Raw genomic sequence first — 13,017 nt, forward strand, 5'->3', positions numbered from 1 at the left:
TTCTCCGTTTTATAAGCAAACACCCCTCTGCATTCCGAAAGGAGCGCAGAGGGGTGTTTGTGTATCCGGGCGGCTCAGCGGGGAGAGCCCAGACGGTATTTGAAATCGTGGTAGCCGAAGCGGGCCAGCGGCTGGGTGGTGCCGTTTTCATGCAGCACCCAGATATCCGGCAGGGGCATCCCGTTGAAGGTGTTGTTCTTGCAGGTGGAATAGATGGCCATGTCGCCGAAGATGAGCCGGTCACCCTCGGTGAGGGGGGCGGCAAAGCTGTAATCGCCCACCACGTCCCCGGCAAGGCAGGTGGGGCCGCCCAGCCGGAAGGTGCAGGGCTTTTCCCCCGGCTCGCCCGCGTCCAGCAGGGGCGGGCGGTAGGGCATCTCGATGACATCCGGCGTGTGGCAGGCTGCGGACATATCCAGAATGGCAAGATGTGTCTGACCATTCTGCAGGGTGTCCAGCACCGTGGTGACAAGGTAGCCTGCGTTCAGCGCCCAGGCCTCGCCCGGTTCCAGATACACCTGCACGCCGTACTTTTCCAGCGTCCCGGTGATGCACTTTTCCAGCGTGGCAAGGTCGTAATCCGGGCGGGTGATGTGGTGCCCGCCGCCAAAGTTGAGCCACTTCATCCGGGGCAGCAGGTCACCGAATTTCGCTTTCAGCGCGGGCAGGGTGGCCGCCAGCGCGTCGGAATCCTGCTCGCACAGGGTGTGGAAGTGCAGGCCGTCCAGCAGGTCGGGCAGGTCAGGGTGCTGCGCCGCAGCGGCATCCCACTGGGCACGGGTGGTGCCCAGACGGCTGCCCGGGGCGCAGGGGTCATAGATCTCGTGGCCCTCCTGGGTGGAGTACTCGGGGTTCACCCGCAGGCCCACGCTCTTGCCCGCCGCCTTTGCGGCCGGGCCGAACTTTGCCAGCTGGTGGGGCGAGTTGAACACGATGTGATCAGCGTATTGCAGCAGCTCCTCGAACTGGTCGGCCCGGTAGGCGGCGCAGAACACATGGTTCTCCTTCTCCGGCAGCTCCTCCCTGCCCAGGCGGCTCTCGTACAGGCCGCTGGCCTCGGTGCCTGCCAGATAGGGGGCCAGCACCGGGTAGAGGTCGTAGTTGGAAAAGGCCTTCTGGGCCAGCAGGATCTTGCAGCCTGTCCGCTGCTGCACGCCCAGCAGAATCTCGCCGTTGCGGCGCAGCCGGGCTTCATCCAGCAGGTAGCAGGGGGTGGGCAGGGCAGCCAGTGCAGCCGCAGAGAGGTTCGCCAGCCCCGCAAAGGGCGGGCGGGTGTCGGCCAGCCGCATCAGTCCACCAGAGCCGGGGCGTGGCTCTCGGAGCGGGGCAGGCCGTACTTGTCCAGAGCGTCCAGATACGGGTCCGGATCAAACTCTTCCACAGTGTGCACGCCCTTGGTGGTCCACTTGCCGGTCAGCAGCATCAGCGCGCCGCACATGGCAGGCACACCGGTGGTGTAGCTGATGGCCTGAGAGCCGACCTCCTTGTAGCACTCCTGATGGTCGCAGACGTTGTAGATGTAGTAGGTCTTTTCCTTGCCGTCCTTCTTGCCGGTGAAGATGCAGCCGATGTTGGTCTTGCCCTTGGTGCGGGGGCCGAGGCTGGCGGGGTCGGGCAGCAGGGCCTTGAGGAACTGGATGGGCACGATCTCCTGACCGTTGAAGTTGACCGGGGTGGTGGACAGCATGCCCACGTCCTCCAGACAGCGCATGTGGTCGAGGTAGCTCTGGCCGAAGGTCATAAAGAAGCGGATGCGCTTTGCCTCGGGGATGTTCTTGGCCAGAGACTCAATTTCCTCGTGGTGGAGCAGGTACATATCCTTCTGGCCCACCTGATCAAAGTTGTACTCCCGCTTGATGCTCATGGCCGGAATCTCCACCCAGTGGCCGTTCTCCCAGTAGCTGCCGGGGGCAGAGACCTCGCGCAGGTTGATCTCAGGGTTGAAGTTGGTGGCAAAGGCATAGCCGTGGTCGCCGCCGTTGCAGTCCAGAATGTCGATGGTGTCGATGGTGTCGAACTCGTGCTTCTTGGCGTAAGCGCAGTAAGCCTGGGTCACGCCCGGGTCAAAGCCGCTGCCCAGCAGGGCGGTCAGGCCGGCCTGCTCAAACTTCTTGGCGTAGGCCCACTGCCAGCTGTAATCAAAGTAGGCGGAGAAACCGGCCTCCTTGCAGCGCTTCTCGTAAATGGCGCGCCACTCCGGGTCATCGGTGTTCTCAGGCTCGTAGTTGGCGGTGTCCATGTAGTTCACGCCGCAGGCCAGGCAGGCATCCATGATGGTCAGATCCTGATAGGGCAGGGCGATGTTCATCACCAGATCGGGCTGGTAGCTCTTGATGAGGGCGATGACCTCATTCACGTGGTCGGCATCCACCTGTGCGGTGGTGATCTTGGTGGTGGTCTTGGGGGCCAGCTCGGCGGCCAGCTTGTCGCACTTTGCCTTGGTGCGGCTGGCGATGCAGATCTCGGTGAACACCTCGGGGACCTGGCAGCACTTGTGGATGGCAACGGAGGCCACGCCGCCGCAGCCGATGATCAGAACTTTGCTCATATCGGTTACTCCTTTATCTGTAAAGTTGTCTTTTTACGATCTGTCCTTATACCTGAAAGCCCGGCCAGCCCTTGTCCAGTGCAATCAGCAGCTCCCGCAGGACCTTGCAGGCCGTGGCCGTGGAAACGCCGGTGGTGTCCAGCGTGGGGGCCAGCTCGTTGAGGTCCGCACCCACGATGTTGGCCTTGGTCACAGTGCGGATGGCCTCCAGCAGCTGCAAAAAGCTCACGCCGCCGGCCTCCGGGGTGCCGGTGCCGGGGAAGCAGGAGGGGTCCAGGCAGTCGAGGTCGATGGTCAGGTAAACGGGCACCTTGCTGGCACAGAGCTGCTCGGTGAGCTGGGCAAGGCCCGTGAAATCAAACTTGTGCATCTCAGTGTGGGCAGCCGCGAACTCAAACTCGGTGCGGTCACCGCTGCGGATGCAGAACTGGTGGATACGTCCGTCGCCGATGAGGTCATGGCAGCGGCGCAGGACACAGGCGTGGCTGAGCTTTGCGCCCAGATAGTCGTCCCGCAGGTCGGCATGGGCATCAAAGTGGACGATGTGGAGGTCGGGGTACTTTTCCACCATGGCCCGCACGGCACCCAGCGTGACCAGATGCTCGCCGCCCAGCAGGAGCGGGAACTTGCCGTCGTGCAGGATCTCTGCCGTGCGGCTCTGGATGTCGGCCAGTGCGCTCTCGCTGGAGCCGAAGCAGAGCTCCAGGTCGCCGCTGTCGAAGATGTCAAAATCGGTCAGGTCGGCGTTCTGGTAGGGGCTGTAAGTCTCCAGACCGTAGCTCTCGTGCCGGATGGCAGCCGGGCCGAACCGGGCCCCCGGGCGGTAGCTGGTGGTGGAATCGTAGGGGGCACCGTACAGCACGATGCTGGCGGCACGGTAGCTGCTGTCGCAGCCGATAAAGGTTTCAACGTTGGGGTAAAGCATCAGTGTTCCTCCACTTCCCGCAGCATCTCCTCCAGAAAAGCCGGCAGGTAGAATGCTCCGATATGCAGTTTGGTGGTGTAGTACCGGGTGCGCATGTTCAGGGCCTTCCAGGCGGCTGCATCCAGATCATCAATGGGGTGGTACTTCTTGCTGGCAAAGCCGAACAGCCAGTAGCCCGCCGCAAAGGTGGGGATGTGGGCCTGATACACCCGGCTGATGGGGAAGGTGGAAGCAATGCGCTTGTGGCTGCGCTGCATGGCGTTGGCATCCTCGGCGTAGAAGGGGCTGCCCTGCTGGTTGACCATGATGCCGTCCTCTTTCAGGGCGTTGAAGCAGCTGCCGTAGAACTCACGGGTGAACAGACCCTCGCTGGGGCCGAAGGGATCGGAGGAGTCCACGATGATGAGGTCGTATTCCTCCTCGCACTGGCGGATGAACTTGAGAGCGTTCTCAAAATAGATGTGCACCCGGCGGTCGTCCATCCGGCAGGCGTTGCCGGGCAGGTAGGCGCGGCAGGCCTCCACCACCTGGGGGTCCATCTCCACCAGGTCGATGCGCTCCACCCGGTCGTAGCGGGTCAGCTCCCGCACCACGCCGCCGTCGCCTGCGCCGATGACAAGGATATCTTTTGCCTCCCGGTGCACGGCCATGGGCACGTGGACGATCATCTCGTCGTAGATGAACTCGTCCCGCTCGGTCAGCATCACATTGCCGTCCAGCGTGAGCACCCGGCCAAACTCGGGCGTTTCAAAAATATCAATGCGCTGATAATCGCTCTGCTTGGAGTAGAGCTGCTTGTTCACCCGGATGCTGTGCTTCACATCGGGGGTGTGAAATTCCGAAAACCAAAACTCCATCTGTTTTCCCTCCTTATGCCAGAACGTTCAGGTGCAAAATATCAGGGTCCTCAGGGCCGGTCATGCTGCAGCCCTTGGCCTTTGCGTACTCGATATAGTTCAGGATCTCCTTGGTGATGCGCTCGCCGGGGGCCAGAATGGGGATGCCCGGCGGGTAGCACATGACGAACTCGCTGCAGACCATGCCCTCGGTCTCCCGCAGGGGCAGGCTCTTTTTGGGGGCATAGAAGGCCTCCTGCGGGCTGGCGGCCACCACGGGGTCGATGTATTCCTGGCTCAGCAGGCCGGTGCCGTCGGTGTGGTAGCGGCGCTTGATCTCGGCCAGAGCGCTGACCAGCCGCTCGATCTCCTGGGGGCGGTCGCCGATGGAGAGGTAGGCCAGGATGTTGCCGATGTCGCCGAACTCGATCTGGATGTCGTACTCGTCCCGCAGGATGTCGTAGACCTCGATGCCGGCAAGACCGATGTCCAGCGTGTGGACGCTGAGCTTGGTGGTGTCAAAGTCAAAGACAGAGTTGCCGTTGCACAGCTCCTTGCCAAAGGCGTAGTAGCCGCCCACGGCGTTGATCTCCTCCCGGGCATACTCAGCCATATCCGCCACCTGATGGAACACCTGCCGCCCCCGCAGGGCAAGGTTGCGGCGGGAGATGTCCAGACTGGACATGAGCAGATAGCTGCCGGAGGTGGTCTGGGTCAGGTTGATGATCTGCCGCACATAGCCCTGATGCACATTGGGCCCGATGAGCAGCAGACTGCTCTGGGTCAGGCTGCCGCCGCTCTTGTGCATGGAGACCGAGGCCATATCGGCCCCCGCAGCCATGGCGGAAACGGGCAGGCCGTTGCCAAAGTAGAAGTGGGTGCCGTGGGCCTCGTCGGCCAGGCAGAGCATCCCGGCCTCGTGGGCCATCTTCACGATGGCGCGCAGGTCGGAACAGATGCCGTAGTAGGTGGGGTTGTTCACCAGAACGGCCACGGCGTTGGGGTGCTCCTTGATGGCCTTGGCCACCTGCTCCCGCTTCATGCCCAGCGAGATGCCCAGCCGCTTGTCCACCTCGGGATTCACATAGACCGGGACCGCGCCGCAGAGCACCAGCGCGTTCAGCACACTGCGGTGCACGTTGCGGGGCAGGATGATCTCATCGCCCCGCTTGCAGGCCGTCAGCACCATGCTCTGCACAGAGCTGGTGGTGCCGCCCACCATTAAAAAGGCATGGGCTGCGCCAAAGGCATCGGCGGCCAGCTCCTCAGCCTCCCGGATGACCGATACCGGGTGGCAGAGATTGTCCAGCGGCTTCATGCTGTTCACGTCCACACCCACGCACTGCTGGCCCAGGAAGGCCGTCAGCTCCGGGTTGCCGCGGCCCCGCTTGTGGCCGGGCACATCAAAAGGTACCACACGCATCTGCCGGAACTGCTCCAGCGCCTCATAAATGGGCGCGCGGCGCTGATCCAGCCGGAACCGTGTACGGTTCTCACTCATCTTTTCTCCTCCGTCCCTGGTTCCGGCGCAGCAAAAAAGCGCAGGCCCACCACACTGGTGCAGACCTGCGCTTGAAAAAGCGTTCTGAACATGCAGACAAAGCCCCCGGTGACACTGGGGAAAACCTCCGCATGATTCAAAAAGACGGGATGACGAGAGTCTATATAGCAATTACACTTTTACTACTCTTATTGACCGTTTCACAAGTCTGCGCACGTTCTGCGCAATTTCATGGCTGTAAAGGAACCAACTTATAAAATTTGAGCTTTCAACTCAATCAATAATGGCAGCTTGCGCCGCCGGTCGGCAGTGGACCCGGCTGTCCGTATGGCCTTAGCCCCGATGGGCGGTCCCAGGTAATTTGCTTTGAAAAGACTCTGACACGCTTTGTCTCTCAAAATCGATGATATCTTATCATGCTATGAGGGTGGTGTCAATACTTTTTGGGAAAATAAAGCGGAAAATGGGCAAGCGGTTCGCATTATGACAAGGACACTGTAAAGACATGGTAAAAGTGTGGCAAAACACTTTGCACAGACACGGCAAAACGCTTTTGCTTGACAAATGAAAGAAATTCTACTATACTGATTCTTACCGGTGCGCCATCGCCAAGCGGTAAGGCAGGGGACTTTGACTCCCCCATCGTAGGTTCGACTCCTGCTGGCGCAACTGAAAAAGAACCCGCAGGGGGCCTGGGCGACAGGTTCCCTGCGGGTTTTATTTTTTGTGAAAAGAGGTTGTTTGTGTGAACGAAGAGAATTCTCTGCTGACCGGGGCAGTGCGGCCCGCGCTGCTGCGGTACGCGCTGCCCATTATCCTGAGCATGGTGGCAACACAGTTTTACGCCGTGGCCGATACCATGATCATCGGCCTGCGGCTGGATGCCGATGCGCTGGCAGCAGTGTCCAACGCTTCCACGGTGTTGATGATCTTTCTGTTCATCTCCGGCGGCATGGAGCTGGGCGGCGGCCTGCTGGTGGCGGCGGGCAAGCCCACTGCCACAAAGCATGAGATGACAGAGCTGCTGTATAACCTGCTGTTCGTGGATGAGGTCATCGCCCTGTTGACCACGGCAGTGGGCTTTGTGACCCTGCCGGCCCTGCTGCGGCTGATCAACACGCCTGCGGAGATCCTGGATACCGCTGTGCTCTACGGGCGCATCTATCTGCTGGGGCTGCCATTTCTGATGCCCTATGATCTGAGCAAGGAGTGTGTCATGGGCTGCGGCGATTCCAAAACGCCGCTCAAGGTCATTGTGGCGACCAGCGTGATGAACATTGTGCTTGACCTTGTTCTGGTGGGGCCCTTCGGGGTAGCCGGTGCAGCGGCTGCCACAGCGGCGGCGCAGGTGGCGGGCGCAGTTTACATGGTGGCGTTTCTGCGCCGCACCCAGATGGATGCGGCCTTCTCGCCCCGGATGCTCAAGGCGCGCTATGCCAGGGATATCTTCCGGCTGTCAGCCCCCAACAGTATTCAGCAGGCCAGCGGCACCATCATCACCACGGTCAAGCAGGGGCTGCTGGGCGGTCTGGGTGTGGAAGCCATTGCGGGTTTCTCCTGCGCAGGCAAGCTGTCCAGCCTGTTGATGATGCCGGTGTTCGGCTTTGTGCAGTCCACAGTGTTCTTTATTGCGCAAAACACAGCCGCCCTCCAGCCGGGCCGTGTAAAAGAGGGCCTGCGGGAAGGGCGGCGGATCTTGTTGGTGTATTCGCTTGGGGTGGTGGCGGTCTGCATCGGTCTGCGGGGGCCGCTGCTCCGGCTCTTTACCACCGACCCAGCAGCAGCCAGCTATGGATGCACCATGCTGGCCTTTGAATCGGTGACCTGTCTGTTTGTGGCACAGAAGCATCTGTTCGAGGCCCGTCTGCGCGGTGCCCAGAAGATGGGGCTGTATCTGGCCTCCAACCTGGGGCAGATTGCCCTGAACCTGCTGGCCTGTGTGATCCTTGTACCCCGCATTGGTTTTGCAGGCTTCTGGATGTCCAGCTGGATCAGCGCGCCCATCGGAATGCTGTTGGCAGCGGCGCTGGCGAACCTCTCAGGTGCTTCGCACCAGCTCCCCTAATAGGGGGGGCTTGCCTCTCCTATTAGGAGAGGTGGCATCCCGCCGGGATGACGGAGAGGTTCAGCCGATCACCTCATACTGAAAATACTCGCACTTGACCTTGCTGCCCACCTCGATCTCGGGCGGCAGCAGGGCCAGCGCAACGGGATTCAGCTCGTCGCTTTCAATGTCGGTGCGGCGCAGGTTGACATAATCGCCGTCAAAGCTGACGACCTCGTAATACCAGGGGCCCATAGGATACCTTCTTTCAGTTGAGCTTTTCTTTGAGCTGTCGCTTCTTGGAGTGGCGGCTTTTTTAATGCTTCCGTCTTTTCTTTTCGTCCCAGGCAAAGTGCCCGGCGTAGAGCAGGAACACGGGCAGGGCGGCAAGGGTGACAGTCCGGCTCAGGCGGATGCCGTCCGGCTGATAGACAAAGTCGATGGTGACCGTTCCGGCGGGGCAGAGGACGGCCATCAGGCCCTCGTCCACCCGCAGGATCTCGGTCTCCTGCCCGTCCACATAGGCCGTGAAGCCGTCATCGTAGGGCACGGAGAAGAACATCAGATTGGCCCTGTCCAGCGTGGCCTCGGCGTGGAAGCCTGCGCTGGTCATCTCAAAGGCGGTGCAGGCAGAGGCCCGGCGGTCGGCGCAATCCTGGGTGTAGCGGGTGTAGGTCAGATCGTTGAGCTCTGCCGTGGGCAGGGGCGTGAGGTACTGCCCGTAGGCCACCGCATCCTCCTCAGTGAGCACCAGTGCCCGCATGAGCAGGTTGGAGCGGGTGGGGGTCACGGTGTCCTCGTACTGGGTCTCGGTGAGGTAGTAATCGTAGGTGAAGCCCATGGGAACGTAGTTCTGGTTCTCGTAGAGAACATAGCCGTCCAGGGTATCGTAATACGCCCAGCCCTCATCGGCCTCAGCGTGGAACTGCTTCTGATGCGCAAGTGTGGTCAGCAGGTATCTGACGCTGAGCAGGCCGCGCAGGGCGTAGTTGGAGAGCTCGGGCTGACTGCGCACATCCCGCTTGACCCCCAGTGCCGGGTAGAAGCTGAGGATGCTGGGAGCGGCGGTGCTGCCGAAATACTGCAGGCAGCTCTTGTCCAGCCACAGGCCCAGATTGTCGTGGGTCTTGTAGGTGTCAATGCGCCAGTCGCCCTCGGGCAGATCCTCCTTCAGGGCCAGCGCGTTGATGTACTGCTCCACAAGGTCACTGTCGGTGTTCCACTGGCCGAACTTGCCAATGCCGATGTGGACGATGCCGAACAGGCAGCTGAACGCCAGCACACCGGCCAGCAGGCGGCGGGCAAAGACCCTGCGCTGCTGCCAGCGCCTGCAGATGCAATGGTAGACGGCCAGCCCGCCCAGACCAAAGGCAAGTACGGCGCAGTACTGGCCCGGATTCTGCAGCACGCCCAGGCTCCACTCCTTGGTGGCGGCATCCTGCACGGGCACCAGTGCAAAGGCCAGCGTGGCGATCATCACAAAGGCAATGCTCCGGGCGGGGCGGGGGAGGTCGAGGCTGGGGTCCTCCCACGCGCTCACCGTCATGGCCGCAAGGATGAGCACCGGCATATAGAACCACCGGGCATAGTAGCTGGAATTGAGGGCATAGAACGCGCTGTTCAGGATGGGCACCAGCGCAAATACCATGCAGACGGCAATGATCCGCTTTTTGCTGTCGCCCTGCCGGGCACGCCAGTAGGCCACCACACCGGCCAGACTGCACAGGGGCAGATAGGCTGTCATGCTGGTCCATTTGATGATGCCCTCAGACCAGATGGAGGTCATATAGGGGGAATCCGGGGGCATCACCCAGCTCAGCAGGATGGCCAGATACTGCTGGGGCTTGGAATAGGTCAGAAAGCCCCAGCCGGAGGAAAGGTCGATGGTGCGCGGGTTCTGCAGCACGCTGAGGACAGTGGGCCAGAGCACCACAAAGCCCAGTGCCACGCCCAGCAGGCTCTCAAAGGCCAGCTGACCGAAGAGGCGGGGCGTGAGCCGAAACTCCCCGGCGGAGAGCTTGCAGACGAAGTAGATGACAAGGAAGAGCACCTGCCCCACAAAGAAAAAGTAGTTGTTGAGCAGGTTCACCGCCACCCAGAAGGCGAACCACCCGTGGCGGCGCTCGTAGATGGTCTCATCCAGTGCCCAGAGCATCCAGGGGAAGAGGGCCAGCACATCGATGAAGTGGTTGAAGAAGATGTTGTACAGCCCCCAGCCCGAAAAGGCGTAGAGGGCCGCACCCAGCACCGCAAAGTTCGGGTCTTTGACGTAGCGGCGCAGGTACAGATACGCGCCGCCGCCCGCCACCGCGAACTTGAGCACCAGCAGCGGCACCATGAGGTAGGGGAGCCAGTTCTGCGGGAAGAGCAGGGAAAACCAGAAGAAGGGGGAGCCGTACAGGTAGAACGAATAGGCGTTCATGGTTCCGCTGCCCAGGTCAGTTGCCCAGGAAAAGGTATTCTTCACGCCTCCGTATCCGGCAGGGTAGCCTGCCCCCTTGAGAAAGCCGTTCATGTAGCGGTAAAAGCTGATCTGCTGGCTGTTGAAATCGCCTGCATAGTGGAAAAAGCCGCCGTCCAGCAGATAGAACGGCAGGAAGATGAGGGCGGCTGTCAGGGCGCAGAGCCCCACGGTGAGCCAGAACTTATCCTGCTTCTGTCCCAGCATCCGGGGCGAAGAATGAAATGCAGTCATGCGTCAGTCCTCTTTTCAGTATCGGAAATTTCCCGCTTACGGGAACGGCACCTCGCGGGTGTCATCGGGGTCCTGCGCGGCCCTGCGCTGCTGCTCGAACACCGCGTCGATGAGGGTGTCGAGGTCAGAGAGGCGGCTCAGCTCACAGCAGTAGCGCCGCAGGCTGGCGGCCCCCTTCAGACCCTTCATGTAGTGCATGGTCTGGGCCCGGGCCTGGGGCATGGCAACGAACTCGCCCTTCTGCTCCACCATCTCCTCCACCTGCCGGCGCAGGGCGTTCATCCGGGCCTGCAGGTTCGGCTCCTTGGGGGCGGGCAGGCCCTCCAGCGCGGCGTTCACCCGCTCAAAGAGCCAGGGGTCGCCCAGGGCGGCCCGGGCGATCATCACGCCGTCGCAGCCGGTCTCCTCCACCATCCGCACAGCATCCTCGGCGGTGCGGATATCGCCGTTGCCCAGCACGGGAACATGGACGGCATCCTTCACCGCCGCAATGATGGACGGGTCGATGCCCGGGGTGTACATCTGCTCCCGGGTGCGGGCGTGGACGGCGATGAGCACCGCGCCCGCCTGCTCACAGGCTTTGGCGCATTCCACGGCCGTGACGTGCTCTGCGTCCCAGCCCTTGCGCATCTTCACGGTGACGGGGCGGGAGGTGTTTTTGACCACTTCCTCCACAATACGGCCGCAGCGGTCGGGGTCAAGCATCAGCTTGCTGCCCGCCCCGCCCGAGACGATCTTGGGGGCCGGGCAGCCCATGTTGATGTCCAGAAAATCGAACGCGTACTGCTCCACGGCGGCAGCGGCCTGCCCCATGATCTCGGGCACTTCGCCAAAGATCTGCACGCCGTAGGGGGCACCGTTGGGCTCGGCCTTGAGCAGGCTGACGGTTTTGTGGTCGCCGTATACCAGCGCCCGGCTGGACACCATCTCACTGACGGTAAAACCGGCTCCGTGCTGGGCCATCAGCCGCCGGGCCGGGGCATCGGTAAAGCCCGCCATGGGGCCGAACACTGCACGGTGGGGCAGGGAGATCTCCCTGATCTTCAAAGGGGTGTTGAAAGGTTCCATGATACTCCTTAGCGCTATCTGATTTAGTTGATAACATGATAAAATTTGGATTATAAGTATACCATATTTCCGGCGGCAGAACAAGAAGCGGAACATCTTTCTTGTCAGCGCAGGATTTTTCCGGTATACTGGGGACAAAAGGAGGAGCGGCTGGAACACGGCAGCCAGCTGCACAAAAAAGATGGAATACAGAACATGGAAAAAGCAGAACGGCGCAGGGGAGAGCATCCGCACCTCCCTGCTGGGTTATGGCTGTATGCGGTTCCCCACCACACCGGAGGGAGCCATTGACGAGCCCCGGGCCGAAGCGCTGCTGAACGCCGCGCGGGATGCAGGCGTGAACTATTTTGACACCGCCTACCCCTACCACGGCGGCCAGAGCGAGCCCTTTGTGGGCAGGGTCATTGCAAAGTGGCCCCGGGAGAGCTTTTATCTGGCCACCAAGATGCCGCTGTGGCAGTGCGGGAGCCTGGAGGAGGCCCAGCATATCTTTGAAGAGCAGCTCCGGCGGCTGGGCGTGGAGTACATCGACTTCTACCTGCTGCACTCCCTGCACGTCGCCCGGTACGACCGGGCCAAGGAAATGGGCATCGTGGACTGGCTGTGGGAGCAGAAAAAGCTGGGCCGCATCCGCAGATTCGGTTTCTCCTGCCACGACAACGCGGCGGGCCTTGAGCACATCCTGCGGGATCAGCCCTGGGATTTCTGCCAGCTGCAGTATAACTATCTGGACACCGATGACCGTGCCGAGGAGATCTCGGGTGACCGCGGCTATCAGCTGACCGAAGAGCTGAACATCCCCCTCATCATTATGGAACCCATCAAGGGCGGCACGCTGGCCAACCTGCCCCCGGAGGCCGAAGCACCCCTCAAGGCCCTGCGGCCCGAGGCCTCAGATGCCTCCTGGGCCCTGCGCTGGGTGGGCAGCCACCGGAACGTCCATGTCATCCTCTCGGGCATGAGCGCCGAGGACCAGCTCACGGATAATCTGGCCACCTTTGCCCGCTTTGAGCCGCTGACCGCTGCAGAGACCGCCGCGGTGGAGCAGACCGCCGCCTTCCTGCACAGCCGCATCAAAATCGGCTGCACCGGCTGCCGGTACTGTATGCCCTGCCCCATGGGGGTGGACATCCCGGACAACTTCAGCATCTGGAACAAGCTGGGGATGTTTGGCCAGCCCGAGGCCATCAAGCACCAGTGGGAAGCCCACTTCCCCGATGCCGAAAAGGCCAGCCACTGCGTCCGCTGCGGCAAGTGCGAGGCGGCCTGCCCCCAGCATCTGCCCATCCGCAATGCGCTGGCCCAGCTGCAGCAGGAGCTGGATCAGCTGTAATATGCATCAGAAAAGCCACCGGCAAAATGCTCGGTGGTCGTAAAACAGTAATATTTGAGTTTCTTGG

10 protein-coding genes and 1 tRNA gene are annotated in these 13,017 nt (G+C 61.5%); 3 read left to right on the forward strand and 8 right to left on the reverse strand.

The genetic code is table 11. The features are described 5' to 3' along the window. Positions 1-74: 74 nt before the first annotated feature. The 5 genes from MTP40_RS03770 to MTP40_RS03790 are packed head-to-tail and all read right to left on the reverse strand — an operon-like array spanning position 75 to position 5,810. Positions 75-1,289 (reverse strand): carboxynorspermidine decarboxylase, encoded by a 1,215-nt coding sequence (locus tag MTP40_RS03770; protein ID WP_249259854.1) that lies wholly within the window; start codon positions 1,287-1,289, stop codon positions 75-77. Continuing rightward, on the reverse strand, positions 1,289-2,548 hold the full coding sequence (locus tag MTP40_RS03775) for a saccharopine dehydrogenase family protein (RefSeq protein ID WP_249259855.1): 1,260 nt from the start codon (positions 2,546-2,548) through the stop codon (positions 1,289-1,291). The genes MTP40_RS03770 and MTP40_RS03775 overlap by 1 nt, the downstream gene beginning before the upstream one ends. Before the next feature lie 46 nt (positions 2,549-2,594). Further along, on the reverse strand, positions 2,595-3,473 hold the full coding sequence (speB, locus tag MTP40_RS03780; protein WP_249259856.1) for an agmatinase: 879 nt from the start codon (positions 3,471-3,473) through the stop codon (positions 2,595-2,597). Next, positions 3,473-4,330 (reverse strand): polyamine aminopropyltransferase, encoded by an 858-nt coding sequence (gene speE, locus MTP40_RS03785; RefSeq protein WP_156059680.1) that lies wholly within the window; start codon positions 4,328-4,330, stop codon positions 3,473-3,475. The genes speB and speE overlap by 1 nt, the downstream gene beginning before the upstream one ends. A 13-nt stretch (positions 4,331-4,343) precedes the next feature. Further along, the gene (locus MTP40_RS03790; protein WP_005932972.1) at positions 4,344-5,810 is read right to left on the reverse strand and encodes an aminotransferase class I/II-fold pyridoxal phosphate-dependent enzyme; all 1,467 of its coding nucleotides are present in this window, start codon (positions 5,808-5,810) and stop codon (positions 4,344-4,346) included. A gap of 598 nt (positions 5,811-6,408) precedes the next feature. Between MTP40_RS03790 and MTP40_RS03795 the strand changes: the two genes are divergently transcribed. Further along, a tRNA-Gln gene (locus MTP40_RS03795) sits at positions 6,409-6,479 on the forward strand. 76 nt (positions 6,480-6,555) lie between these two features. Further along, positions 6,556-7,875: an MATE family efflux transporter gene (locus MTP40_RS03800; protein WP_207684891.1), complete on the forward strand. Its 1,320-nt coding sequence runs from the start codon at positions 6,556-6,558 to the stop codon at positions 7,873-7,875. A gap of 60 nt (positions 7,876-7,935) precedes the next feature. On the opposite strand, the gene MTP40_RS03805 is transcribed toward MTP40_RS03800, so the two are convergent. The 3 genes from MTP40_RS03805 to dusB form a co-directional block, all read right to left on the reverse strand. Next, positions 7,936-8,109 (reverse strand): chorismate--pyruvate lyase, encoded by a 174-nt coding sequence (locus MTP40_RS03805; RefSeq protein ID WP_097770869.1) that lies wholly within the window; start codon positions 8,107-8,109, stop codon positions 7,936-7,938. Between the two features lie 61 nt (positions 8,110-8,170). Further along, positions 8,171-10,549: a YfhO family protein gene (locus MTP40_RS03810; protein ID WP_249259857.1), complete on the reverse strand. Its 2,379-nt coding sequence runs from the start codon at positions 10,547-10,549 to the stop codon at positions 8,171-8,173. A gap of 36 nt (positions 10,550-10,585) precedes the next feature. Continuing rightward, entirely contained in the window at positions 10,586-11,617 is a 1,032-nt protein-coding gene (dusB, locus tag MTP40_RS03815; protein ID WP_097770875.1) for a tRNA dihydrouridine synthase DusB, read from the reverse strand. 181 nt (positions 11,618-11,798) lie between these two features. Here dusB and MTP40_RS03820 point away from each other — a divergent pair, with 181 nt between their 5' ends. Then, on the forward strand, positions 11,799-12,950 hold the full coding sequence (locus MTP40_RS03820) for an aldo/keto reductase (RefSeq protein WP_249259858.1): 1,152 nt from the start codon (positions 11,799-11,801) through the stop codon (positions 12,948-12,950). Positions 12,951-13,017 lie beyond the last annotated feature (67 nt).

This window comes from Faecalibacterium sp. IP-3-29, from assembly GCF_023347335.1.
GTDB classification, from domain to species: Bacteria; Bacillota; Clostridia; order Oscillospirales; family Ruminococcaceae; genus Faecalibacterium; species Faecalibacterium duncaniae.